Origin of the sequence: Emticicia sp. C21 (assembly GCF_003418935.1) — a bacterium.
Classification (GTDB): domain Bacteria; phylum Bacteroidota; class Bacteroidia; order Cytophagales; family Spirosomataceae; genus Emticicia.
On the sequence record NZ_QVMT01000009.1, the window covers coordinates 25,476 to 50,057 of the forward strand.

General features: G+C 36.2%; 17 protein-coding genes and 1 riboswitch. Of the genes, 7 read left to right on the forward strand and 10 right to left on the reverse strand.

What is annotated here, in order from left to right; translation table 11 throughout:
- The first annotated feature begins 5 nt into the window (after positions 1 to 5).
- Entirely contained in the window at positions 6 to 425 is a 420-nt protein-coding gene (locus tag D0T08_RS18955; protein WP_116984261.1) for a gamma-glutamylcyclotransferase, read from the forward strand.
- 206 nt (positions 426 to 631) lie between these two features.
- Positions 632 to 3,124: a DUF5686 and carboxypeptidase-like regulatory domain-containing protein gene (locus D0T08_RS18960; protein ID WP_116984262.1), complete on the forward strand. Its 2,493-nt coding sequence runs from the start codon at positions 632 to 634 to the stop codon at positions 3,122 to 3,124.
- Between the two features lie 3 nt (positions 3,125 to 3,127).
- On the opposite strand, the gene D0T08_RS18965 is transcribed toward D0T08_RS18960, so the two are convergent.
- From D0T08_RS18965 to D0T08_RS18975, 3 genes are read right to left on the reverse strand one after another with little or no spacing between them, the layout of a single operon-like run.
- Entirely contained in the window at positions 3,128 to 4,114 is a 987-nt protein-coding gene (locus D0T08_RS18965; protein WP_116984263.1) for a hypothetical protein, read from the reverse strand.
- A 24-nt stretch (positions 4,115 to 4,138) separates the two neighbouring features.
- Positions 4,139 to 6,169 (reverse strand): sialate O-acetylesterase, encoded by a 2,031-nt coding sequence (locus D0T08_RS18970; RefSeq protein ID WP_116984264.1) that lies wholly within the window; start codon positions 6,167 to 6,169, stop codon positions 4,139 to 4,141.
- 23 nt (positions 6,170 to 6,192) lie between these two features.
- The gene (locus tag D0T08_RS18975; RefSeq protein WP_116984265.1) at positions 6,193 to 8,385 is read right to left on the reverse strand and encodes a glutamine synthetase III; all 2,193 of its coding nucleotides are present in this window, start codon (positions 8,383 to 8,385) and stop codon (positions 6,193 to 6,195) included.
- A gap of 185 nt (positions 8,386 to 8,570) precedes the next feature.
- Here D0T08_RS18975 and D0T08_RS18980 point away from each other — a divergent pair, with 185 nt between their 5' ends.
- Together D0T08_RS18980 and D0T08_RS18985 are read left to right on the forward strand one after the other, a co-directional pair.
- Positions 8,571 to 10,409, forward strand: coding sequence for an LTA synthase family protein (locus tag D0T08_RS18980; protein ID WP_116984266.1), 1,839 nt, complete (start codon positions 8,571 to 8,573; stop codon positions 10,407 to 10,409).
- 2 nt (positions 10,410 to 10,411) lie between these two features.
- The gene (locus D0T08_RS18985) at positions 10,412 to 10,678 is read left to right on the forward strand and encodes a ferredoxin (RefSeq protein WP_116984267.1); all 267 of its coding nucleotides are present in this window, start codon (positions 10,412 to 10,414) and stop codon (positions 10,676 to 10,678) included.
- A 32-nt stretch (positions 10,679 to 10,710) separates the two neighbouring features.
- Here D0T08_RS18985 and metE read toward each other — a convergent pair whose 3' ends face one another.
- From metE to D0T08_RS19000, 3 genes are all read right to left on the reverse strand, one after another.
- Positions 10,711 to 13,026 carry a 5-methyltetrahydropteroyltriglutamate--homocysteine S-methyltransferase gene (gene metE, locus D0T08_RS18990; RefSeq protein WP_116984268.1) on the reverse strand — a complete coding sequence of 772 codons (2,316 nt, stop codon included), beginning with the start codon at positions 13,024 to 13,026 and terminating at the stop codon, positions 10,711 to 10,713.
- Positions 13,027 to 13,201: 175 nt separating this feature from the next.
- A riboswitch (cobalamin riboswitch) is annotated at positions 13,202 to 13,408 on the reverse strand.
- A gap of 200 nt (positions 13,409 to 13,608) precedes the next feature.
- Complete coding sequence (locus D0T08_RS18995) at positions 13,609 to 14,139, reverse strand: ferritin (protein WP_116984269.1); 531 nt, start codon at positions 14,137 to 14,139, stop codon at positions 13,609 to 13,611.
- 114 nt (positions 14,140 to 14,253) lie between these two features.
- Positions 14,254 to 14,619 (reverse strand): hypothetical protein, encoded by a 366-nt coding sequence (locus D0T08_RS19000; RefSeq protein WP_116984270.1) that lies wholly within the window; start codon positions 14,617 to 14,619, stop codon positions 14,254 to 14,256.
- A 424-nt stretch (positions 14,620 to 15,043) separates the two neighbouring features.
- Between D0T08_RS19000 and D0T08_RS27630 the strand changes: the two genes are divergently transcribed.
- The gene (locus D0T08_RS27630) at positions 15,044 to 15,196 is read left to right on the forward strand and encodes a hypothetical protein (RefSeq protein WP_158561308.1); all 153 of its coding nucleotides are present in this window, start codon (positions 15,044 to 15,046) and stop codon (positions 15,194 to 15,196) included.
- 466 nt (positions 15,197 to 15,662) lie between these two features.
- Positions 15,663 to 16,679, forward strand: coding sequence for a glutamine synthetase beta-grasp domain-containing protein (locus D0T08_RS19005; protein WP_116984271.1), 1,017 nt, complete (start codon positions 15,663 to 15,665; stop codon positions 16,677 to 16,679).
- Between the two features lie 62 nt (positions 16,680 to 16,741).
- Here D0T08_RS19005 and D0T08_RS19010 read toward each other — a convergent pair whose 3' ends face one another.
- Positions 16,742 to 17,230, reverse strand: coding sequence for a GNAT family N-acetyltransferase (locus D0T08_RS19010; protein ID WP_116984272.1), 489 nt, complete (start codon positions 17,228 to 17,230; stop codon positions 16,742 to 16,744).
- A gap of 109 nt (positions 17,231 to 17,339) precedes the next feature.
- Between D0T08_RS19010 and mtaB the strand changes: the two genes are divergently transcribed.
- Positions 17,340 to 18,668: a tRNA (N(6)-L-threonylcarbamoyladenosine(37)-C(2))-methylthiotransferase MtaB gene (mtaB, locus tag D0T08_RS19015; RefSeq protein ID WP_116984273.1), complete on the forward strand. Its 1,329-nt coding sequence runs from the start codon at positions 17,340 to 17,342 to the stop codon at positions 18,666 to 18,668.
- Positions 18,669 to 18,732: 64 nt separating this feature from the next.
- On the opposite strand, the gene D0T08_RS19020 is transcribed toward mtaB, so the two are convergent.
- Genes D0T08_RS19020 through D0T08_RS19030 form a run of 3 tightly spaced genes read right to left on the reverse strand, consistent with a single transcriptional unit; the run spans position 18,733 to position 24,562 of the window.
- Positions 18,733 to 23,151: a 3-coathanger stack domain-containing protein gene (locus tag D0T08_RS19020; protein ID WP_116984274.1), complete on the reverse strand. Its 4,419-nt coding sequence runs from the start codon at positions 23,149 to 23,151 to the stop codon at positions 18,733 to 18,735.
- A 1-nt stretch (position 23,152) separates the two neighbouring features.
- Entirely contained in the window at positions 23,153 to 23,497 is a 345-nt protein-coding gene (locus D0T08_RS19025) for a LytTR family DNA-binding domain-containing protein (protein WP_116984275.1), read from the reverse strand.
- A 30-nt stretch (positions 23,498 to 23,527) separates the two neighbouring features.
- The gene (locus D0T08_RS19030; protein WP_116984276.1) at positions 23,528 to 24,562 is read right to left on the reverse strand and encodes a hypothetical protein; all 1,035 of its coding nucleotides are present in this window, start codon (positions 24,560 to 24,562) and stop codon (positions 23,528 to 23,530) included.
- Positions 24,563 to 24,582 lie beyond the last annotated feature (20 nt).

A 24,582-nucleotide genomic window follows, 5' to 3' on the forward strand; every position in this document is an offset into this window, starting at 1 on the left:
AAGAAATGACTGAAGACGAATATCTTTTTGTTTACGGTACTCTATTGAGCGAGTACGGTAATATTGAATCGCACGAGTGGATAAACAAGTTTGCTGAGCCTATGGGCAAGGCTATGATGGAAGGTAAGATGTATATGGTTGATTACTACCCGGGTATTGTACCTTGCCAGAGCGGAGAAAAGTATTTTGTGAAAGGCGAACTATATAAACTAAAAGAGCCTGAGAAACTGTTTTCTCTTTTAGATAAATATGAAGAATATAACCCGATGGACCCGGCGCATTCGGAATATGTAAGAAAAAAGGCAACTATTTTTCTTAAAACCAATAAACAGGAATATAATGCATGGGTTTATTACTTTAATCAATCGGTAGAAGATCTAGAGTTTATGCCTAAAGGAGATTTTATTAATGAATATCATAAATAGAATCCAGTTTATAAGCATTTTGAAAACAATCATATAATAATTTTTATTAATCTTTATTTTCGGTTGACAGTATTTAGCTGTCAACCATTTTTTTTGCATTTTTCAAACAATATCTATCAGGAAACAACGTATTTCATAAAATGAAGCAACCATTTTTATGGCATATTAGTTTTATCATATAGAGAAGTGCACTGAAAAGTTATGAAATGAAGCAACTATATTTTTTAATTATATTCTTATCCTCCACTTTAGTTTTCGCACAAAATACTTATACAATCAAAGGGAAAGTTACAGATTTTGTTACACACGACCCGATCCCCTTTGCTGCTGTTAGTATCAAGAATTCAACTATAGGTAGAAATACTGATTTTGAAGGCAATTTTATTCTTCAATTGCCTAATCTTACCTCTGATTCATTGCTTATCAGTTGCATGGGTTATACAACCAAAACTGTTTTTATCAGACGTGACTCACTTATACAGGTGGTTAATATTCAATTAAAGCCATCGGATATTTTATTACATGAAGTAACGGTGCATGCCGGAGAGAATCCTGCATGGGCTATCATCCGCAAAGCGGTTTCAGCCAAATCTGATAACAATTTCAAGAAAATCAGCGCTTTTGATTATATAAGCTATAATAAGATTGAGGTCGATGTTAACAATATAACAGACAAATTAAGGAAACGTAAAATAGCTGAGAAAGTAAATAAAGCTATTGAAGACATAGGTACATTGACTGACGATGAAGGGAAATCTTTAGTACCTACCTTTATTTCTGAGTCAATTTCTCATTATTACTTCAGAAATGACCCGAGGCTTTCAAAAGAAATTATTGAAAAAACCAATATTAAAGGAATTGGGGTTACAGATGGTAGTCTGACAGCTCAATTGATAGGCTCTACTTTTCAGCAGTATAACTTCTATGTGAATCAGGTAGATGTACTCAATAAGAATTTTGCATCGCCGATTGCTGATGATTGGCGCCTGATTTATGATTATTATCTGGCAGATAGTAGTTATATAGGTGATGACTATTGCTATAGAATTGAATTTACACCTAAACGTAAGCAGGATTTAGCTTTTGCCGGTACTATGTGGATTAATAAAGGTTCATGGGCCATTGCTCAGATTGACGCTACTATCACAAAAGATGCCAATCTGAATTTTGTAGAGCGCATTAAGATTCAACAGGAATTAGAACCTATTGATAGTATATGGATACCCGTTAAAAATCGAATAGTTGTTGATGTTTCAGAAATTACTAAAGGTTCAGCAGGTTTGCTTTTGAAGTTTACCAACTATAATGAAGACATTGTCACGAATAGGCCAAAAGATGTAAAGTTTTATGATAGAGGAATTGAGATTGCTCCTGATTATCGTGAAAATGACAAAAAATACTGGCAATCTGTAAGGCCAGAACCTTTTACGGATAAAGAGCAATTGGCTTATACAATGATAGATACAATTAAAAGTATTCCGGTCGTTAAGACTTATACTGAAATAGCTAAAATACTGTCGAGCGGTTATACACGTTTGTTCACTGGTATTGAACTAGGGCCGTTGGTATATTCCGGTGCTTACAATAATGTTGAGGGAGTAAGAGTACGATTAGGATTGAGAACTAATTATGAGTTTAGCAGAAAATGGGTTCTCGAGGGTTATCTGGCTTATGGAACAAAAGACGATGCCTGGAAGGGAGGAGGTGAAATAACCAAGATATTCTCAAGAAAACCATGGACAACCTTAAGTCTTAAACTTACACATGATATTGAGCAGGTAGGTCTTCGAAAAGAAGATTTAGGCTTAGGAGCTGTTTATTCAGCTTACATGCGCTTCTTTACCTTGATGAGACCTTTCTACGAAAACGAAAGCAGAATTCAGTTTCAACGGGAAGTAGCTAAGGGCATTTTTACCACCGTGGGTTTCAGAACCCGGAGTTTTGACCCATTGTACTCTTTTCAGTATAGACTCCGTCCTGAATTGGGAGATTCCTCACCAACGACTACTCATTTTAATACTTCTGAGTTTCTATCAGAAATAACTTTTGCAAGAGATGAACTGGCTGTTATTAACGATAACGAACGATTGAGTTTCGGAACCATTAAATCTCCAACTATTTCAGTTAAGTACATTGTAGGAGCTAAAAACCTTTTAGGCGGAGATTTTACCTATCATAATATAGCAGCTAAGTATAGCCACACTTTGAACCTAGGTTATTTCGGTAAGACTTATTATCGTGCAGAAGCAGGGGCCATCTTGGGTACAGTCCCCTACCCGCTTCTGAAGAGTCATTTAGGTAATGAAACAATTTTTATAGTGGGTAATTCTTTTAACCTGATGAATAACTTTGAATTTATCAGCGACCGTTATTTCTCAGTAAGATATACTCATGATTTCGAAGGATTACTTTTCAACCGTTTCCCACTTATCAAAAAATGGAAATGGAGAACATTTACGACCGGCAAATTTTTATGGGGGACATTGACTGATAAAAATTATAATATAACACCACAGAATCCTGAAACAGATTTCAGGAACTTTTCAAGACTTAGTACGGCACCTTATATTGAATTAGGATATGGTATAAGCAACATCTTCAAGTTTTTCCGTGTAGAAGCGATGCACCGTCTTACTTACTTAGACAGACCTGACATTAAGCAATTTGGCGTAAAAGTTTCGGCGGAAATCTCTTTATAAACATTAATAGATTTTCTCCATAATGTCTTTGGCTACATTAGGTTTGTAATGGTATATCTCGTAATAATTAGTCTTATCATTGGTATATTCATTCTGTCCTGAGAAGTCATAAATACGCTCTTTGCCAAAGAAGCTTTGTAGTACTTTCAGATCATCAGCATTAAAATATTTCTGGTCGTAGGTAGGGCCAAGAACGATTTTATAGTTGGTATGATTTCTTTCTAAAACTGCCTTAATTCTTTTTAAATATTGGATCTGATAAGGTTTAATCACTTTGCCCACTAACTGTTTCTCAGGACTTCGTTCATAAAATAATACGGGCTGGTTGTAATATTTAACTGAATCTCTTTTGATTTCATCAATATAACTTGTAAAAATAAAATCATTTACTACAGGCGTATAATTGATTTTCCTGAATTCAAGATATTTCTTCATATAACTACGAAATTTCCCGAATAGCTTATAATCATAAAAGGCAGTAAAGAAGCCTTGCGAGAAATAAGAATTCAGAAAAATGGTTTGATATTTTAACCAAGGTAATTTACTCACACGGTAATCCTGAATAAATACGCATCCTAAAGTATCTTGTTCATAATCAAAAATGCTCCTATCCCAGACCAATAAAGCGTTATCAATCTTATTTCCTTGTTTTTCAATAAATTCCAATTTGGTAGCAATACCGTAGACTGTTTCGCAAGAGGCATCAAAATGATAAGGTGTTTTATCATTGATATGCTTTCCCCAATCCTGGGTATAAAAAACACTTGAACGAGAGCTACCGAATATAAATGATTTGTAGTCTTGCTTGGCATTATTATTCAGAAAAACCTGCGTACTGATGCGGTCTCTGTTTAAACTTTTAGCAAAGTTATCCGGGTAGGCCTGGTAAGCATGCAGAATCTGAAATGGGTCGAAGACGAAATAACCTATACCCAATAAAATAACTGGTAATAAGAAAATAAATATCTTTTTGAAAAACTTTAAAAACATCGAACACAAAATTTAGTACACAAATTACTCAATAATCAGTTTTTTAATAATTCTCTGATTCTCCGTATTAATACCCTCTATCAAATAAATTCCAGGATTAAGTTTTGAAGTTGGAATTAAAACATTTTCACCATTAACCGGAATTCGCTGGATAATATTGCCTTGACCATTTAACAATAATAATTCCTGAACAGAAGGTTGTATATTAACTTTTATATCAATACCTTTTGCCACAGGATTTGGATAAATGATTACTTCGTCATTTGAGAATGTTATACCTACCATATCAAGTGGCACTGACACTTCTACAACATTACTGTAAATTTCATCATCAATATTCAAGCGGTAATAATACTTTACACCTTTTTTTATCTTTAAATCCAGGAATGGCCCTTGAGTCAATGTAGCAATTTTAACAAAATTATCGGGCATTCCTACTGATTTCTCAATAGAATAGAATAAGTTATTTTGAGCAGACCATTCTAATGAAACACGCTTCAATATTCCCCCAATCGATTTAACTGATAATATGGGTTTTGGGGTATTAACATGCAAACTGATAGGAAAGTTTTTGAATGTAAAAGCCCGCAATCCACGCGAATTTTTAATGTAGGGAATCCCTGCTAAAGATTCGGAATTTAGCGTAAAATTATCAGGGCAGTAGCTAACTTGTTTTGCATTACTTGGTTCTGATAATTTCAATATTATTTTATTACCTATACCTACTCCACCAATAACTTTTCCTGCTACTCCATCAAGATATATATAGTCTTTCAAAAGAGTTGGAACTCCATTATTTTTTTTGACGGTATAATCGGGGTACTGCATTTTCTGAAACTTATCAAATTCCAGAACTAGTGAATCACGGTTTTCTGAAAAATAGGCTTTTTTAATGTTTGGTGTATGCACTTCAAGGGTATCGATACTATTCATAAAATCCTTGGCGATAAGCCTTGATATCTCCTGACCATTCAATTGATAACCCTCTAAAGTATAATGTAAACCATCAAACCCTGGTGTACCAATTGTTGAAAAGCCTTCACAATCTGGGTAAAGCTGGTTGACTTTTCTTTGAAAATCCCTTAAATCGCCTGCTTTGTTGTTATCTGTCCAATAAATATTATTCTGGAATACGTATATTTTCTTTACTCCTGGATAATCTTCTAAAATTTGCTTTCTTAATTGGGCAAATTTAGTGGGATAAACTTCAGCTCGATTTGCCTCAAAAGCTTCACTTTCACCTTGCCGCCAGATAAATATTCTGGCTGTTTTACTTAGCCCGACTTTGTTTGCTTTTTTGAGCATTTGCCCATAATAATACTGTATATCTTCATGATTTTTCTCATTCCGAATCATTAGTTCATCAATACTTTTATTTCCTACAGCACCATTGATAATTCCTATTGGAACTTTAAATTTATCAATTAGTTGACGCTGAATTTCTAGTCCGACCATACCAGATAGATAGTAATTCCATTTCATAGTCGGAAACCATGAATAATCATTTGTCTGAAAATTGGCGAATGTTGTACGACCATATTTGAATTCGTCTTTGAATTTAGCTAACTCCGTCGGGTCGTTGGCTTCGGCGTTAGACTGTCCATAAATAATTATGTTATCGCCACACAAAACCTGGGTCGATTCCCTAACTAAAACAGAATCCTGTCCTCTGAAAGCATAAAAGTAAAACTCGTATTCAACCAATCCGGCTGTTATGATAGGTTGAAATGAAAAAGGAGCATTTAACAGGTCGCCAGCTTGAAAAGTCAGTTTCTGTTTTTTATAATAAATATCCTTTTTATCTTTTTTTGCAATAACCGCTACATCGGTGTAGCCCTCTGTATACAATTTTCCTTTGATAGTCACTATTCCTCTGTTCAAATCATCACGCTGGTAGATTTGCGCCGTAATTGGGAATTCATCATAAATAACCGCTTGAGCATAAGAAGAAGACAAAGAAATACAAAAAAGTAGTCCTAAAATAAAAAGAGTTTGTCCAACCATATTTAATCGGACAAACTCTTTTTTATGTATGCAGATTGCTATTTTATTCATTCAATATTGCTGACAAGTAATATTTAGCGAATGTACAACAATTCTCTATATTTCACAAGTGGCCAATCTTCGTCATCAATCAAGAGCTCTAATTTGTCAACAGGGTATCTGATTTCCTCAAAGAAATTCTTGATGTCATTACCATATAATTTAGCTCTTTGCTCTAAATCTTCTACGGCATTGGCATGCTTACGCGCTTCCGTCATTTCTTCTACTTTCTTCGAAATTTCAGAAACACGGGCGGATATTTCTTTGATAATATTTACGATTGGCTCGGCTTCCTGATGTAATTCCATATCTTTTAAAGACTTAGCTGTCTGCACCAATTTGGCCTGATAATTAATAGCTGTTGAAACTACGTGGTTCATAGCTAAATCACCAATTAAACGAGATTCAATCTGAATTTTCTTGATATAGTTTTCTAATTCAATTTCATAGCGCGCATGAATTTCTCTCTCGGTTAATACCCCTAATCTCTCAAAAATCTCAGTAAATTCTGGTCTCAAATAGGCTTTTAATGCCTCTGGAGTACTACCAACATTTGATAATCCTCTTTTCTTAGCCTCTTCTTTCCACTCTTCTGAGTAACCATTTCCTTCAAACAAAATCTTTTTAGATTCTTTGATATAACCTTTCAGAATTTTAACAATTACTTCTTCCTTTTTACCCTCATGCTCCGTCATTTCAGCGTCGTATGCTGCTCTGAATTTAAGCAATTGATTTGCCACGATCGTATTCAACACCATCATTGGCTGAGCTGAATTAGCTGAACTACCTACCGCACGATATTCAAATTTATTTCCGGTAAAGGCAAATGGAGAGGTACGATTTCTATCGGTATTATCTAATAAAATTGATGGGATTCTATTTAATCCTAATTTAATATAGGCGTTCTCCCCTTTTTCGATAGATACTATCTCTTTATTCTCAATATCTTCAAGTACTTTAATCATTTGAGTACCCAAGAAGATTGAAACAATAGCCGGAGGAGCTTCGTTAGCACCTAAGCGGTGTTCGTTACCTGCTGTAGCAATACTCGCTCTTAATAAATGGGCATTGTCATGCACTGCTTTAATAACATTTACCAGAAATGTAACAAATCGTAGGCTTTCTTTAGGCTTAGTACTTGGCCCTAGCAAATTAACGCCTGTGTCGGTGCCTAACGACCAGTTGTTGTGCTTACCGCTACCATTAATACCTGCAAATGGCTTTTCATGAAAAAGCACCTCAAAATTATGTTTTCTGGATACTTTTCGCATCACGTCCATTAATAGGATATTGTGGTCGCAAGCCAGGTTTACTTCCTCAAATGTTGGAGCTGCTTCAAATTGAGCTGGTGCCACCTCGTTATGACGGGTTCTTACCGGAATACCCAATTTTAAACATTCAAATTCAAAATCAACCATAAATGCGTTGACACGCGGTGCAATGCTACCAAAATAATGATCTTCTAATTGCTGTCCTTTAGCGGGTGCATGACCAAAAACCGTTCTACCCGACATCATCAGGTCAGGACGAGCGTTAAATAAGGCTTTATCAACTAAGAAATATTCTTGCTCTGCTCCTAAAGTAGCTGAGACCTTTTCAACATGACGATCAAAGATAATGGCTACATCAGTAGCAGCTTTGTCTAACGCATGTAATGATTTGAGCAAAGGCGACTTAGAGTCTAGTAGTTCACCTGTATAAGAAACAAAGATAGATGGGACGCAAAGAGTACCTGTTCCCGCTTCATTATAAATAATAAAAGCCGGAGATGTTGGGTCCCATGCAGTATAGCCTCTGGCTTCGAAAGTTGCTCTGATGCCACCACTAGGAAAAGAAGAGGCATCTGGCTCTTGCTGTACTAATGAACTGCCTTTGAATTTCTCCAGGGCTTTGCCATCAATATTAATATCAAAAAAAGCATCGTGCTTTTCTGCCGAACCACCTGTTAATGGTTGGAACCAGTGTGTATAATGGGTAGCACCTTTCGACACCGCCCACGATTTCATAGCCGAAGCTACTTCGTCAGCAATTTCACGATCTATTTTCTCACCACTTTTAATGGCAGTTGTTACTTTCATATACGCCTCCGGAGAAAGCATGGCACGCATTACATCATCATTAAAAATGTTTGCCCCATAATACTCAGTTACTTTTCCGGTAGGTACATCTACTTTAACAGTTTGGCGGCTTTGTGCTTCATCAACCGCCTTAAATCTTAATCTTGCCATTTTTATTAGTAGTTTTGTTGAGATGTCCTATATTTGGGGTTAAAAATAGGAAAGAACGTTGATAAAAAAAACAATTACCCCTTTTGCTAATTAATAAATATAGCTTTTACCTTCTAATAAGGCATTATTTCTCAAATATTGGTAGAGAATAGCCCCAATAGATACTAATTTACTGAACCGATTCAATGAAAGAACGCTTACAATTTTTACTGATTTATTACGGGTTTTGGGTTATTTTTTTTCTGGTTGCCAGAGTAATATTTTTAGGGTATCATATTGAGGACACAAAGTTATTAACGCTACAGACTATATGGGGGGTTTTCTGGAATGGAATAAGAATGGATTTTTCAATGGCAGGGTATCTTTCAGTTATACCGTTTTTGCTAGTTTCTTTATCAAACTTCATAAAAAAAAGCAGGCTTGAAAACTGGATCTTTACCTATACATTTTTATTAGTCCTAATTGCAAATCTGATAATCGTCATTGATTTGCAGGTTTTTAATACCTGGGGCTATCACCTCGATGCTACTCCCCTACGCTACCTGAAAACGCCTCGAGAAGCATGGGCCTCTGTAAGTTCTTCCCCATTGCTGCAATTGTTTATTAGCTTTCTGATCCTGCTAACCGTCGCTTCTTTAATTGTGTATCGTATTATTACTAAAAACATTGATAATTGGAATTATATCGACAATCTTCCTTTTATACCTGTGGCTATAGTGTGTACACTCGCATTGATTATTCCTATCAGAGGAAGTCTTGGTATTTCTCCGATGAATCAGAGTACAGTATACTTTTCTACAAATAATTTTGCCAATATTGCTGCTGTTAATCCAAACTGGAATTTCTTTAGCTCTTTGGTAAATGGCTCTATAGATAAGGTAAATCCATATACTTACTTGCCTAAAGAAGAATTGAGTAATAATATCAAAGAACTTTACGAAAGTTCTAATACTTCAGATAAGGTGTTAAATAGCGATATTAAAAAGCCAAATGTACTGGTTATTATCTGGGAGAGCTTTACACAAAAGGTAACGGAACGAAAAATTGATGGAATTGAAATAACACCCAGATTTAATCAGCTGAAAAAAGAAGGCATTTATTTCTCTAATATTTATGCCAGCGGTGATAGAACAGACAAGGGGATTCCTGCCATTTTAAGTGGATATCCGGCTCAGCCTACTACTTCTATTATTACCGAGCCAAACAAATCTTCCAAATTACCTGTTTTGAGTAAAGATTTTGAAAGTAATGCCTATTCAACAGATTTTTATTATGGAGGAGAAGTAGAATTTGCTAATATCAAATCTTATCTTTTTTCTGCTAATTTTCAGAAAATTATTAGTAAGCAGGATTTTGATTCTAAGTACTGGAATTCTAAATGGGGTGCGCATGACGATATTGTGTTCAAAAAGTTTCTGAATGACCATTCTACTGTCAATCAGCCATTCTTTTCAACAATATTGACATTGAGTAGCCATGAGCCTTTTGAGATTCCTACAGAGAATACATTCGAAGGAGAGGATGAGCCATCGAAGTTTATGAATGCCATGCATTATGCGGACCAATCGTTAGGTGATTTTATAGATTCGGCAAAAAAGCAATCGTGGTGGCCAAACACCCTAGTAATTATTATCGCAGACCATGGGCATAGAATACCTGAAACAGGGAAGAAGGTTGACGATTTTAAGATTCCGATGTTGTGGCTCGGTGGGGCATTGGCGAAGCAGGGAGTTGAAGTGGCGAAGATTGCTTCACAGATTGATATTTCATCAACCTTATTGAATCAGGTTGGCCTGAAAGCTTATGCTTATAACTGGAGTAAAAATATTTTCGATCCAAAGACAAAACCCTGGGCTTTCTTTTCGTTTAATAATGGATTTGGTTTTGTTCAAACCAAGCAGGAATTGGTTTTTGATAATATAGGTAAAAAGATGATTGAGTTGAATGGGTCTTTGAATACACATGATATTGATATGGGTAAAGCCCTTATGCAAAGAATGTTTCAGGATTATTTAGATAAATAGCTATGAGCAAAATAGACATACCCAGCCATACTATTTTCGTTTGTGATGGGAGTAAGTGTGGCAAATATAGTAAATCCATTCGCCGGGTTTTTAAAGATAAAATTAAAGAAAACCATTTGAAAGGTGAAGTGCTTCTTATAAAGATGGATTGCTCTGATAATTGCGACCATGCCCCTGTAGTAAGTTTTCAGCCTGAAAACTTTTGGCATGGTGAAGTGACAGAGAAAAAAGCTGAGATTTTTTTCAATAAATATATATTGGAAGAGTAAGTAATGGGTAGGCAAAAGCCTACCCATTATGTTTATGAATTTATTTGCACTGATTTACGGATAAATTTAGCGGCCTCAATCATGTTTTTCAGCGCCTCTTCAGTTTCATGCCAGCCTCTGGTTTTCAATCCGCAATCAGGATTTACCCAAAGATTTCTTGCAGGAATTACTTCTAGAGCCTTTTCTAATAAAACTATCATTTCTTGTGTACTTGGGATTCGTGGTGAGTGAATATCATAAACACCTGGCCCTATCTCATTCGGATATTTAAAATCAGCAAAGGCTGATAGTAGTTCCATCTGAGAGCGGGATGTTTCGATAGTGATCACATCTGCATCCATAGCCGCAATATGCTCAATGATATCATTAAATTCTGAATAACACATATGTGTATGAATCTGGGTTTCGTCTGCTACACCCGCGGCACTCAATCTGAAAGCGTTTACTGCCCACTGCAGGTATTCGTTCCATTTTGATTTTCTTAACGGTAAACCCTCTCTAATGGCAGGTTCATCAATCTGAATTAATTTTATTCCGGCTTTCTCTAAATCCTGTACCTCATCCCGAATAGCTAAGCCAATCTGGAAAGCGGTTTCAGAACGAGATTGGTCATCTCTCACAAATGACCATTGTAGGATAGTTACCGGGCCTGTTAACATACCCTTCATTAATTTGTTGGTCTTTGATTGTGCCAAAGCAGACCATCTCACAGTCATGGCTTCCGGACGTTCAACATCTCCATAAATGATAGGAGGCTTTACACAACGGCTACCATAACTTTGTACCCAACCATTTTGCGTAAATACATAGCCCGAGAGTTTTTCACCGAAGTATTCAACCATATCGTTGCGCTCAAATTCGCCATGAACCAATACATCAATACCTAAATCTTCCTGCCAACGAACTGATTTTTCAATTTCTATTTCAATCAATTGGTTATAAGCCTCTTCTGTTAGCTCTCCTTTTTTTAATCTGGCTCTTAATTGTCTGATTTCAGTTGTTTGTGGGAAAGAGCCAATGGTTGTCGTCGGGAAAGCCGGTAATTTTAATGCTTTTGTCTGAGTTTCTTGTCTTATCTCAAAAGCATTATCTCTATTAAAGTCACTTTCCTGAAGCACTTTAACTCTTTCTTTTACCTGAGGTTTGTGAATTTTAGCAGATACTTTTCTTTGTCCAATGGCTACTTGATTCTTACTCAAGTGAGTAAAGTATTTTTTAGCAGTTGTTGAATCAGAAAGATGGGCTAATGTCACCACTTCTGATAATTTCTGTTTGGCAAAAGCCATCCAATTTTTGATTTCGGCAGGTAAGGTTGCTTCATCTTTTTCTAAATCCAAATCACATGGAGTATGCAGTAAAGAGCATGAGGGAGCAATCCAGATTCTATTGCTTCCAAGTACTTTTGTTGCTTTTAGGATAGTATTTAAAGAATTAGTAAAATCATTTTTCCAGATATTTCGTCCGTCTACTACACCTAGCGATAGGATTTTATTCGAATTCTTGAAAGATGAATTATCTAAAATAATATCTAATTGGTGTGGAGCTCTTACCAAATCAATATGAAGGCAATCAACAGGTAATGAAATTGCCAGGTTTGTATTTTCTCCTAAATCCTCAAAATAGGTAGCGATAATAAATTTTTGTTGCGGCAAAACTTCTCTGATAGATTGATAAGCTTTTTGGAAGGCAATTTGCTCATCTACACTTAAATCCATTACCAGATAAGGTTCATCGATTTGAATCCACTCAGCACCAGCCCCAAAAAGTTCTTTTAGAACTTCAATATAAACGGGTAGCAATCTTTCCAGTAAATCAATTCTATTGAAGCCACTTTCTTTTTCCTTACCTACCAGTAAGTAAGAAACAGGACCGATAATTACAGGCTTTGTTAAAATGCCTACTGATTTGGCTTCATTGAATTGATTGACTGCCTTTTTTGAGAAATAACTAAATTGCTGGTCTTTTATAAATTCAGGGACAATATAATGGTAATTGGTATCAAACCATTTGGTCATTTCCATAGCGCTGATGTCTATACCTTCTTTTTGAACGCCACGAGCCATAGCAAAATACAGACTTAGCTCATTATTTTGTAAGGCTTGATAGCGTTCGGGAATGGCACCAACTGTCAAAGACATGTCTAAAACAAGGTCATACAACGAAAAATCGTTTGAGGGAATCAGGTCAATTCCGGCATTTTTTTGTATCTGCCAGTTTTTTAATCTGATTTGTGCTGCTGTTTCCAATAATTCAGTTTGTGTGGCTTTGCCTGCCCAAAAAGCTTCCGATGCTTTTTTTAATTCGCGTTTGTTACCAATACGTGTGTAACCTAAATTTTGAGTGCGCATTTTTTGATTGATTTGTTAAAGGTTATTTATACCCCGAACCTACCAATATTCTCCTTTAACAAGAGAATCTTTACAGAATTGTCAAAGCGATGCTACTCAAGCCGTTTTTCAAGGCTAGAACATCCAAATCATTTCTATAAAATCAATGCTTGACTAAAGCCTTATCCGTGAAAGCATAGTCATTAAGATTAACGGCAAGTCTCCTGACTTATGAATATTACTCTGTCGCCCTTCTCATTTTGCAAACAATGGGCTTTATTGACAAAACTTATTCTTTACAGAACATTCATTTACAGTAGCACGTCTGTTCGTGATTTTCACACGATTCCTTTTTAATTTTGTTTAAGCTTACTCAAACAAAACCGTCAATCCGATTGAAAGGTATTGCGAAGACGAAGCAAATGTAAAACACTTTATCTAAATTACAAATAATTTTTAGTTAAATAATCTTGATTAATTAGTCTTATTAGATATTATAACCACAAAATAAGAAATTAATAGGTAAAATTATTATCTTCTAAAGTCTTAAAAACAAAAAAGCACGGGCTGAGCCCGTGCTTCTATTCTTTTACATGAGAATTATTATTCTATTTCGCCACTGCCGATTTTACCGATTTCTTTGTCGATAACAAATAGGCCGGTACCGTCTTTGCCTATAACATCAAATAATTCGATAGCGCGACGGGCGTTTGCCTCTTCTTCCACTTGTTCTTTCACAAACCATTGTAAAAAGTTCTCTGTAGCATAATCTTCTGCATTACGCGCTTTAGTAACTAATTTGTTAATAGCATGCGTTACATTGATTTCGCTTTGTAGCGCATCTTCGAAAACACTTTGGAAAGTCCCCCACTCTACTTGTGGTGTACCTACTTCAGGGCTGATAGCTGTACCACCCACTGATGCCACATAGTGGAAGATTTTGAGCATGTGCTCACGTTCTTCGTTTGATTGTTTATATAAATAAGCGGCGCTTTTCAGATAACCATTTCTCTCACACCAAGAGGCCATTGATAAGTATTTGGCAGAAGCCTCAGCTTCCATTTTTATCTGTCCGTTTAATGCGGTTTCTATTTCTTCTTTTAAAGAGGTGCGAAGTCTGACTAAATCTTTCATGTTCTATAATAATGTTTTTTCAAATGTATAACATTATTACAAACCAACTAGTAAAATTGTTCAAAATGTAGCTTATCGGAGCAAAATTTAGAGATATTCTAAATATAAATAGAATTAAACGACCTCGTATTCGCCTAAAACTTCATTCAGGAATGAATTTACGTATAGGGCAAATTTTGCACCTGATAGTAATTCTCTTAAATGAATAAGGTCACAAAGATGTAGTGTAAAGGTTTGATTTGAGTTAGGAGCATTGATAATATCGAAGTCGGCTTCGTCTGATAAATCGTAGAGTTTATCAATAATGTTTATGCCGTCAATTAGTCTTTTGAAATTGATAAAGTTATGAACCTTGAAAGCTGTAATAATACCACCAAATTCTAAGAAGATTCTGTTTGTAAGATTACACTGATAGGCTTGACCTTTACTAGTTCTATATAACTCTATCTGAGAAGATTCCATTACTTGTTGGTACCCCATTTGTAATTGACTTAATAAGACTTTAATATTCTGATACAAAAGTATGGCTTGTTTAGAATAAATCCAAATTTAATTACGATTTATTTGGAACGGGTCTAAATAGCTTCAGTTAAGGCATATGTTGGATAATATATCTGTCTGATTTTACGAAAAAGCGTTATCAAATACTTTGAAAACAGAATGTTATTTCTGAAATTCAGGGATGTCTAATCTTGGATTACAACTCATTAATAGACATCCACGCGAAAACTATTATGGTTTTCGAAGAAAAAAAGAAAGAGTCAAGCGCAATGCCAATAGCATTGGTGTAGCAAATATATTTCTCATTATGATTAAGAAAGCCTATGACTACTATTTATGAGGGGGAACCAATGAAGTCTTCAAGGTATTAACCACTAAAACGGAACCTGAAAAGGTAACCGATATGGCAGCTACCTTTTTAAACGTTGGCAGCATAGGAAACTGGTTTAAAAGTGAGATTGGTTATAATTACCAACAGATAGTTTCAGAATCAGGCAAGTATCGACAAAGAAATGGGCATCAGAAAAGGTTGCCAATATGGTGGGAACCTTTTTGACCGAGGACAGCAAAAATATCCAGATTATTGTAACAACTTCCCAGTAGGTAGAACTTTATTTAAACATCAAAGACAGCTCATTTGAATTAGTCAATTCTACTTAAAATATACTTTTATAGATAAGCATTAATTCTTAAAAAAATCAAATCAATCAAAAATACAATTTTCACAATTATTAGTGCAATTTTTCGTTAAATGATAAATATTTTTTATTTTTTCTAAAAAATAAGGTTTCAAAAAGGCATCAGCAATTCATTTTTTTATAATTTTATACTGAAATAAGAATATAGTTTATTTACAAACCGAGGAGCAATCTTACTTTTTCTATAATTAATTGCATTTTTTAAAGAATATGAAATTTTTGACTAAAATAATTGGAGTTTAAAGAATCTTATATTGTTTTTAGCATATATATTTGTATCATATTCTTTGATTAATAACCGGAACATCTTAAAAAATTACAACAATGTCAGTAGCTAAATTAGAGTACATTTGGCTTGATGGTTACAAACCAACACAAAGCCTTCGCAGCAAAACCAAAATAGAAAAAAATTTCAGTGGTAAATTGGAAGATTGTGATATGTGGTCGTTTGATGGTTCATCTACAGAACAAGCACCAGGTGGTTCATCTGATTGCTTATTGAAACCTGTATTTATCTGTCCTGACCCAGCTCGTTTAGGAACCGGATATTTAGTAATGTGTGAGGTATTGAATGCTGATGGCACTCCGCATGAGTCTAACGGTCGTGCAACAATTGAAGATGATGATAATGATTTCTGGTTTGGTTTCGAGCAAGAATATTTCTTGTGGAATCCTGAAACTAACAAACCATTGGGTTTCCCGGCAAACGGTTACCCAGCTCCGCAAGGACAATACTATTGTTCGGTAGGTGCAGCTAACGCATTTGGTCGTGAAATTATTGAAGAACACCTTGAAATCTGTTTGAATGCTGGCTTGAACGTTGAAGGTATCAATGCTGAGGTAGCTGCTGGTCAATGGGAATTTCAGGTATTTGCTAAAGGTGCAAAACAAGCAGGTGATGAAACCTGGATTGCACGTTATTTATTGGAAAGATTAGGTGAAAAATATAATGTTGCTATCAACTGGCATTGTAAACCGCTTGGTGCAACAGACTGGAATGGTTCTGGTATGCATGCTAACTTCTCAAACACTGTCTTGAGAACTGCAGGTAAAAAAGAAACTTACGATATTATCTGTCAGGCGTTCGCTCCTTTTGTGAAAGAACACATTGCAGTTTATGGTGCTGATAACCACTTACGTTTAACTGGTAAGCACGAAACTCAATCAATTGACAAATTCTCATACGGTGTGTCTGACCGTGGTGCATCAATCCGTATCCCGATTGCAGCGGTTCAGAAAGGTTGGAAAGGCTGGTTAGAAGACCGTCGTCCAAACTCTGCGGCAGATCCTTACAAAGTGGCTGCCCGTATCATTAAAACCGTTAAAACAGCAGAAGTTTAAGATTTTTTCGAATAATATTTTGTTTACAAAGCCTCATGACCCTGTTATGAGGTTTTTGTTTTTTATTGTTTGATAGTTCTTGAAAAAAAATACACTTTATTTCCGTTTCGCTCTATATCATGGCCTTCTCTTATCAAACCCATTTTTTCTAAAACTCTCATAGAGGCAGGATTTCTTGCATCTACATATCCAATAATTTTATCAGGATTAAGATTTGCCAACGCATAGTCAACCATGGTTTCAGCCATTTCAGATGCATAGCCTTTGCCCCAATGTTCTTCAAAAACACTGTAGCCGATTTCAATCACACCTTTTGGCTCTTCTACAAATTTTATCAGCCCAATAATTTTTTGGTTGGTATTATCTATAACAAAATAATTCCCAAAAATGGGATCGTCGGTATATCTCAGATACCTTTGAATAGCTTCCTCAGTTGTGAGTGCATGACCTGTAATGTATTTCATAACATTATAGGTAAACCTAATCTCGTTGAATTTATGAATTGATGTTTCTTTTACTTTCAGAAAATCAAATCTTGAACTTTTTAACATAAAAAGGTATTGTTTTTAGGAGTCATGAAATAATAGTAGTACTGGTTTTCAATGGAATAAGGGCAAATCTATTAATTTTCATTAAATTTGCACCTTGAAATTTGTTTTTATGAAAAAAGTAGCCTTTTATACATTGGGTTGTAAGCTAAATTATTCTGAAACCTCAACTATCGGACGTATGTTTGAAGAACGAGGGTACCAGAAAGTGGAGTTTAATCAGCAACCTGATATTTTTATAATTAATACTTGTTCTGTGACCGAAAATGCAGACAAGAAATGCAAAAAGATTGTCAGGGAAGCGAATAAAATAAATCCTGATGGTTATGTGGCCATTATTGGTTGCTATGCTCAGTTGAAGCCAAAAGAGATTTCGGAGATTGAGGGGGTTGATGCAGTTTTGGGCGCAGCAGAAAAATTCAGATTGATAGATATTATTGGTGATTTTGTAAAAGAACCTAAAGAACCAACAGCCAAAGTTTATAATTCGAAAATTGAAGAGGCCATTGATTATCATACTTCCTACTCTTTAAATGACCGTACACGTACTTTCCTGAAAGTACAAGATGGTTGCGATTATCCTTGTTCTTATTGTACCATCCCATTGGCTCGCGGCAAAAGCCGCTCTGATACTATTCAGAATGTGGTGAAAGCTGCTTATGAAATTGCTGAAAGCGGAGTAAAAGAAATTGTATTGACTGGTGTAAATATTGGTGATTTTGGTTTGCAAAACGATGAGCGAAAGGAAACTTTCTTTGAATTGGTTAAGGCGCTTGATAATGTAGATGGCATCGAAAGATTCAGAATCTCAAGTATTGAACCAAATCTTCTTACAGACGAAATCATTGAATTTGTGGCTAGCTCAAAACGATTTGTTCCTCATTTTCATATTCCTTTGCAATCGGGTTCTAATAAAATATTAGGGTTGATGCGCCGCAGATACAAAAGAGAATTGTATGCAGATAGAGTTGCCAAAATAAAAGAACTCATGCCTGATTGTTGTATTGGTGTTGATGTGATTGTCGGACATCCGGGTGAGACAGATGAAGAGTTCATGGCTACTTATCAGTTTCTAAATGACCTGGATATTAGTTATTTGCACGTATTTACTTATTCTGAACGTCCGAATACACTAGCATTGAATATCAAGCCTGTAGTTCCTGCGAATAAAAGGACTGAACGTTCAAAGATGTTACACATACTATCGGACAAAAAGAGACGCTATTTTTATGAGCAACAAATGGGTAAAAACTTCTCGGTTTTATTTGAAGAAGACGTTGAAAATGGTTTGATGCAAGGCTTTACTGAAAACTACGTGAGAGTGGTGGCAAAATATGATCCTCTATTAATTAACGAAACCAAGAAAGTAAATCTGGTGGCAATTAATGAAGACATGCTTGTTGAAGTTGAAGAGGTGTATGAGGAACTAGTTCATGCTTAATTTAACAATAACGATAATAGAAAGGTAGCTTCTGAAGTCAGTAGCTACCTTTTTTTATTTAAAATTATGGATTAAACTGGCAAGATTCTATAGAGGTTGCCTGAATATCGTTGGCAACTGTTAAACCCCAACCTGCTCTATCAGAATACAGACCCGACAAACCAGTCATAGTCAGGCGCGAATAACCGACACCGCGGGAATCATCAGGGCAAATATTACCACTACCCCCATATTGTCGACTCCCACCCCACTCCCATGCTAAATATCCGATACCTTTCTGGTTGCAAACCTGCATGATGGCTAAATAGTCATTAGGAGTAGCATCTAGCGGACAATCTTGTGCTACAGAAAACTCTCCAACTATCAGACAGATACCTGCGGTGACAGCATTGTTTGCGGCGTTAGTTAGTCTGGTAGTATAATTATCGTTGTTCCAATAGAGATGTGATGAAAAAATGAGATTATGATCAGGGTCATTAGCCAGTAAGGTTGGCGCTGCACTAACCAATGCTTCTATATTTTGGCCGCAGTCAGTAGCGTCAATTGTTATCGGGCATTTGAGTCCTGCATTTCTTAGGGCTGTGATTGATGGTGTATAAGCATCAACCATTTTTTGCACCACGGCAGGTGTATTTCCTTGCCAATCACTTCCTACTTCATTGGCAATATTCAGAATCAGATAATTTTCATATTTTTTTAAGACAGCCAGAACATTAGCCGAAGTCCAGTAATTAGTGGCAATCTGAATATTGGCAGGGGTCAAATTGGCACAGGTTAAATCGTGCAACTCTACCATAGCTATCATTTTACTCGCAACAATATGTTTTATCAAAGTATCCAACACCTTATAATCTCTGCTATATTCTGTATTGGCACTCCAGGGTAAACGGACTGTATTGGTACCTGATTTTTTGATTTCTTTAATCCTGTTTAAAGTATTCATGCGGTTATTTATGTCATATTGCCAGTAACCCCCAAAATTTACCCCTCTTATAATAAAATCCGTTCCGCACTTATTCTTGATTTTTGTACCCTGCACCGTTAAGTACGGCACTCCGGTTCCATTAGTACACCCACCCATTTGGGCAGTAAATACAGCCCCTGTATTTATCTGAAATCCCGGACTTAATGTAATTGCTTTACCTGCCTGAAAAGTAATGCTTGCCGTACTACCAATTGAGGTTCTGATATAGGCAGGATCGTTTGAAGCAACGTTATTCAGCACCGTTCTGACAGAGTTTGAAGCGCTCAATGTTACCATTCCGGAAATCGTATTCGATGGATAATCATTCCCTGAAACAATTAAATTTTCAACACAAGGACTACCCACAATGAATTTTACTGTAGCTGTTTTGCTAAAAGTCAAATCATCAGTCAAATGATACATAAGACTATCAGTACCAATGAACCCATTAGCTGGTGTGTAAGTGAATACTCCGGTTGGGCGCCCCATAGACATTTGCCAGACAACTGTACCGTGTTGCACTCCCAATACTTCGTAAGGAAAAGGAAGAGTAGCTTCCGTATCATTGTCTTTAACATTTCCGCTTACGGCTGTATTGACATTTGTCGAAAAAGTATCATCAGCAGCAAATTGTCTCAATAAAACTAAATATCTGGAATTGATACAAGACGATGCATTTGTGCAACTTACTTCAATATACATCATATTATAGTCACCACTATTATCGGCTGTTAATGTAATAGAATTAGTATTGGCAGCAGAAGACCCATAAGTCCATTGCAATGTGCCTGTGCAATTCGTAACTGATAATGTTACTGTCTGACCAGCATGAATATAGATATTATCATTCCCTACATTGTTTTCAATTGGTAGTGTTGAAGTAAGATTAACTGCCGGATTAGGGTTAACAGTAATTGTTACTTCATTCGATGGGTTTGAATAATTTGGAGCAATTGTACATACGGCTGTATAAGTAGTTGTTGTAGTAGGATAAACATAAATAGATGTACCCGACTGACCACTACTCCATGTTATTACTCCGCCCATACAACCTGTCGCCGTTAGATTGCTTGCGTCTCCCTCGCAAATAGTAAGCGGGTTACCGGCAATAACAGGTGGTGTTATTCCTCCACCATTATTTACCGTGACGGTTACATTAGTTCCAGCCGACTGACAATTGATGCCAAATGTACAATAGGCAGTATAAGTAGTAGTTGGCAGTGGAGAAACTGAAATAGCGCTTGTTGTTGCTCCAGTATTCCATTTTACACCATAACCGCTTGTGCAGGTTGCTGTAAGCGTTGTACTTTGCCCGGCATTGATAGTAATACTGCTTGGTGAAACATTTGGTACAGGATTAGTATAAGTAGTTAACTGATAATCTTTTACGAAATTCCAGATTGCTAACGAGCCATTGATACCTCCGGTTTGTGCAGTTGTTGGCCAGGTATGTCCCATGCCTCTGATAATCATCATCGATAATTCTTTGTTGGCACCCCCTCCCGGACAAAAAGTAAGTTTATCAACTGTTGTATTACCGGAAGTAAAGTAAGTACCGGTAAAGTTTCCGGGTTCATTGTTGCATCCTTTATGAGAAAGTGGAAACATTGGCCAAATCCATTGATTATTGAGGCTGGGAGGTGTAGCTGGATATGGATTCGGAAGATTAGTGCCTGCAAACTGAGTACCAGACGTTACATCGGCAGTACCATGCACGTGCATTAATGGTATTTTGGGCGTATTCACATTGTTGATAATGTTTTGCCATACATCAGTACCTGAATAATCCTGCGGAAAACCTGCCACCGGTGCAAAAGCGGCAAAGGCATTGAATAATTTCGCAGAAGCAAAATAGGTCATATTCGATCCACTTGAAATGCCTGTGGCATAAACTCTGTTTTTGTTGATCCCATAGTTAGTATGCAGATAATTGATTATGGCCAACATGAATGTTGAATCAACCTGTCCATTCAGATAGGCAGGCTGGTCAATCCGATAACTAAAATAGGATTGTCCTGATAATTTATCCGGATAGACGGCAATAAAATTATTTGCATCTGCTAAGGGACTAAAACCTGTTGTAGCTTCTATTCCTGCTCCTGTGCCACCATCACCATGAAAAACCATCAATACTGGTAGGTTACAATCAGGATTGGCAGAAGGTAAATGAAATCTGAAAGTACGACTATCGGTTCTCGTACTTCCAGTCGTAGTTGGCGTTACTACTGATATAGTAGCATTCTGGCTTATACCTCCTCCACCATTGACAGTTATAGTTACACTGGTTCCGGAACTTTGGCAAGTTCCACCCCGGACACAATAAACTGTATAAGTGGCATTACTAGTAAGTGTAGGAGTTGTAAAATTAGGAGTAGTTGCCATTTGAGTAGCCCCATGCTTCCATAAATAAGTTTGGTCAGCTGCACAATTAGTGGCAGTGAGATTAGCATTCTGTCCGGAGTTAATAGTAGTGCCATTAGCAGTTGGGTTGCCGGGAGTTGGTAATAATGTACATGGTATAATAGCAGATTGGCCGTTTCCCGGAAAAACTTGTGCAAAAGTAGTTACAGCAAAAGTTGGTGTACCATTAGTTGGTAAAAACTCGTACTGAAATGTATTTCCTCCATTTACCTGATTATTAATATAGATTTTTTTTGAATAAAGTTCATCATAAACCATCCCACCTAATTGTTGACCGCTTGCTGATACGGCCCAGGTATTAGCATCAGTTCCTCCTGTTAAGTTTTTTGCAGTATAATTAGCTGCATTGATTTCAGAAAGTATGGTTGTAACTGGCGAACTATTAATTCTTACTGCATAATTATTATTGTTATTGGCTATCCAGATATTTCCAGAAGCATCTCTCACTACCCCTTCTGGTGCTTGTAAGTAATTGGCTGAGACGGTTACAGGCTTAACAAAAGCCGCGGGTGTAGAAGTAGTAAGATAAGAAGTACTAGTGGGAAAATCTGATAATCGACAAACCGCTAAACTATTGAGACTATAACTTGCGGCCCAAAGGGTGCTGGAAGCGTTATCAAACATTAAACCTCCTAAAACATAACTGCCATTACTAAAAAATCTTACTGTAACCTTATTTGCTGAACTATACACACCTGCATTCGGCATAAACTTAGTGACGGTTCCGTCCATATTTGCCGAATAAATATTTCCATTGGCATCTGCCACCACTTGAAACGTCTGTTGATTATTGATCAGTATAACCGGAGCATCGGATGCAAATATACCTGAAGAAAAACTTACATTTTTGTACCATATAATCCCATGTCCACTGGCTGCGTTATCATCATAAGCTACAAACATATTATTTCCCGAGAAACAAACCCCGTTGGCTCCGTGTCCTACCGGTAAAGTCTGACTCACTCCATTCAAATAAAATTTGATATTTCCTGTGGCAGGATTAAATGTATTGGTAGTGCTGGAGAAATTGGGTACAGCAATGTTGGTCTGAGCATACACCTGCTGCATGATAAGCAACAGAAGTAAAATTTTTTTCATTTTATTTTTTGTTAAATGGATTAAAGTGTTGATTTAGAAAGGAATAAAAGGCTGTTTTTCTTCTTCTTGAAATAGATACTTCTTGTTGGTTCACCATAATTACTTTCCCTGCATTCATCTCTTGCATATTAACATATGTCAGGTTAACCATATGTGAGCGGTCAAGCCTATAGAAGGCGTTTGTCAGGAGAAATCTTTGTTCTAGAACCTTTAGAGTGGTAGCTACAACAAGCATTCTACCATTACGTAAGTATAATTGTGTATAGTTGTGATCTGCCTTTAACAAAAGCACATTTTCAGGATCAACACTCATTCTGCCACCAATGGCTATTTTTTCTATTTTCATGGACTTAATAATTAATGTTTATTTTTTACTTTATTTTTTAGCCGATAAATCTATATAAGTATAAATTTCTTCTCCTGAATAATTTGTACCGTTCCATTTTCCTGAATAGGTCTTTTTAGCAGGAAATCCCTTCTCATTAAACTGGTAATTATTTGTGTAATTATGATCAGCAGAACTCTCAGACCCATTGGGTTGTATATAAACTATTCTGGTATTCAATACATTATTCGAATAATTGCCATTGGAATTGACATATTTAGGCCAACCTTTGAAGAATGAAGTTGGATTTGCTAAATACGTTGCCTTTTGTGAATCAAAAGTCTGTTCAGTGTAAGAATACTGTTTACCAGATTCCCATCTTTCAGTTTTTATCAGATGATCTGCCGCATCATATTTATAAAAATTGGTGCTTGTACCATATTTATTTTGAACTATGAGTCCATTACTGTAAGTATCATATTCCATCTCAGGTCCGTTGCCTGACTGATAAACCTTTTTGGTTATTTTTCCACCACTTAGAAATGTAGTAGACTTACTTGTTCCACTTGATGAGCTCACACTTTCCTGTAAAATCTGGGTTAGACTCCCTTTCGAATCATAGGTATAACTGGTCGTTGTCTGATAAGTGGATATTTCCTTTTTACCAGTTGCAAAAGTGGTTCGTTCGTAAGTATTGTTTGAAACTTCCTGACTTAAGCGGCCTTTCTGATAAGTATACTGAATATTAGTAGTTGAAATATCTCTAGTATCCTTTCCGCCAGAGTTCATATCACTTTTTGCACTAGTTACAAATCCATCTTCATTGTATGAGTAGGTTGTAGTGGATAAACCATTCGATTCATCTGAAGTACTTTTGTTTTTTGAACTTGTAATACTTCGGAAAAGTTGGTTATTGGTATTGTACTCATAATTAACCACATAATTGTTGCTAACCCAACCACCACCGGTTGAATTTTGAGTACTACTTGCCAGCAAATATGTTGGTTGCTCATTCTCTGGGTCAATGTTTTTTGAGCAGCTTGACAAAGTGGCAAGCGAACAGATAATCAATACTAGTTTTTTCATGGCTTTATTATATTTATTTG